Below are 2641 nucleotides of genomic sequence, written 5' to 3'. Positions count from 1 at the left end.
AACGCCTCCCACACCCGGGCTGGCAGGGCGCCGCTGTTTTGCACCACGCTGGCGAGATGGGTGCCAATCCCCTGCAGTCGCTCGCTCTCGGATTTTCCCGCCAGAGTGGCCAGCGCCTCGCCCGCCAGATAGCGCTCCGCCAGCAGCAGCGGCTGATCCGGATGGGCAATCAGCGCCTGCTCCAGCAGATCGATGCCCCGCTTGAGGGCGACCGGATCCCGGCTGTTGATGTAGTACTGCGCCTCCATCATCGCCATCAGGGAGGCATCATCGGTCGGCCAGCCCATCCCCGGCTCGGCATCGGGTTGGTCGAGGGCGCGCAGCAGATCCTGGCTGCTGGCCTGCAACACGCCGTGCACACTGTGGCGACTGAGCTGGTACTGATGGCTGAACAGCACCCGGTTGGTGTTGATATTGCGATACTCCAGATCGAGATAGGTGCCGCGCGGCTGGCGGGTGACCCGCACACTCAGCTCCTTGCCGGGCATGATGCCCCCCATCAGAGTGGTGGCACCATACTGCACCCGCAGCGGCGTAGCCACCGCCACCTCCCCCATCAGGGCGCGGGTAATGCCATCGGCGAAGCGCACGTTCTCGTTGTTGTCATCCATGCCGGAGTGGAAGCGGAACACCAGCAGATTGGGATCCAGCATGGCATGCACCTGGGGGCTGGTGTGCTGGTAGCTGAGCATGCTGACAATGGCGATCAGCACGATGGCAACGAAGATATCGAAACTCACCATCTTCCAGCGACTGCGGGCATCCTTGGCATGGGTGGAGATGGCGCGGGTCAGGGGCCCGGCAGGAAAAGGGGCGACATTGGGCTGTGCATCATCATCCTGCTCAGCCGCGGGCGGGCTCAGATCGGAGAGCGTCGGGTTGTCGGAGAGAGCGGTATTGACCGCGGGCGCGGGCTGCTCGTCCGCCATCACCACGGAAACCACCTGTAGTGGCCGCACCGGTGCCACCAGCTTGTAGCCGCGCTTGGGTACGGTGACGATATAGTCGGTCGCATCGGTGCGACCATCTTTGAGGATCTTGCGCAGTTCGAAGATGGACTGGGTCACTACCTGATCGGTCACCTCGGCGCCATCCCACACCTCGTTGATCAAGGCATCGCGGCCAAACACAGTGCCGGCATTATGGGCCAGAAACCGCAACAGATTGACCAGTCTGGGTTCGAGGTAGACCTCGCGGTCGGGGCGACACAACATGTTGTCGTCAACGCTCAGGGTCCAGTCGTGGATCTCAAAAACCGATTCGCTCATGATTCACTCGCTGCAGATGGTGACAATGCACGATGAGAGAGACGCAAAACCCGGGCTGACTGAACGGAACAAGGCGCCATCACCACAGGTGACAGATAAAAAGAGAACCGAAGCAATCACATCTCTGAGAGTCAGTCTGGCCAGGCCATCCTGTTTACGTCTGAAGGGCATCCTTGCGGGCATTCCGACCACCGGGATCGGAAGGGATCACTTTAAGCAAAACGGGAGCTGGATCCCACTTTTTTTGGCTATAAATCGCCGTTGAGTTGATCCGACACCGCACTTTTCGGCAAATAGCGTGCCAACTAGTATTCATATGAACATCCCATATGCCGTAATCAAAAAGCCCTGAACATCAGGGCTTTCTCATTTCTTCGACCATCGGGGAGACGTTACTTCGCCAGCGGGAGCGCATCCTGCTGACGACTGCGGCGCAGATGACGCCGCCACAACGAGAAGCCGCCGTAGCCAAGACTGAGCACCACCGCATAGAGCACCTGAGTGGCGAGCGCCACCAGCACCAGAGCGCAGAGCAGCACGCTCACCCCAGCCAGCCCCTTGCCCACCCCGCCAAGCAGGCGCCAGCCCGCCGCCATGCAGAGCAGATAGACCAGCACGAAGTTGCCGTTGGCGTAGCGGATCAGCTCATCGAGCGGCAGTCGCAGCCAGATGATAAGGGTGATGCAGAGCAGACAGATGGCAAGCACCAGGCCGAGCGCCCGCAGCGGCGCGCCGCGCGCGGTGAGCACGGCCAGCGAAGCGGGTAACTTGCCTTCTCGCGCCATGCTCCAGATCAGCCGGGCAAAGCCCTGAATGTAGATATTGATGCTGGCAAAGCAGGAGAGATAACCTAGCACCGCCACCAGCCACTTGGCGGTGGGGCCAAACAGCAGCGCCAGCAGGGAGGGGATGGCGGTGGCGTTTTTCGCCTCATCGCCGTAGAGGCCATATTTGAGCACCACCAGCGAGTGGATCCAGTAGATAAGCCCCGCCAGCAGCACCCCGCCGAGCAGAGCGATGGGGTAGTCTCGCTCCGGCCGCTTGAACTCCTCCCCCATATGGGCGAAGGCTTCCAGCCCGACAAAACACCAGAACATCACCGCCAGCGCGGTGGCCATAGGGGGCCACTCATCCGCGCTCGGTAGCGGCCGGGCCGCATCGCGCCAGCTCACCTCCCCCTTGAACCAGATAAGCAGGGTCAGCCCCAAAATGGCGAGCGCAATCAGCAGTTGCAGGTTGCCGGAAGATCGCGCCCCGCGCAGCCCCAGCAGAAAGACCCCGAGCAGGGTGAGCAGTTGGATCGCCCAGAGGGTCCACTCCCCCATCTCGAACAGGGCGTGCCAGAAGCCGGCGGCAATCATCAGGGCGGCAGG

At 61.9% G+C, this 2641-nt stretch carries 2 protein-coding genes; both read right to left on the bottom strand.

What is annotated here, in order from left to right; translation table 11 throughout:
- Window positions 1-1268: lysine decarboxylation/transport transcriptional activator CadC (cadC, locus tag AB5Y85_RS13155; RefSeq protein ID WP_368221554.1), on the bottom strand; the 1268-nt coding region annotated here is incomplete at its 3' end.
- Between the two features lie 392 nt (window positions 1269-1660).
- The coding region (gene yjeH / locus AB5Y85_RS13150; protein ID WP_368221552.1) for an L-methionine/branched-chain amino acid transporter at window positions 1661-2641 on the bottom strand (981 nt) is incomplete at its 5' end.

This window comes from Aeromonas sp. R3-1 (genome assembly GCF_040908345.1).
Lineage (GTDB): Bacteria > Pseudomonadota > Gammaproteobacteria > Enterobacterales > Aeromonadaceae > Aeromonas > Aeromonas veronii.
The sequence above is the reverse complement of the archived record's forward strand: the minus strand, read 5'-3'. Positions and strand labels throughout refer to the sequence as shown.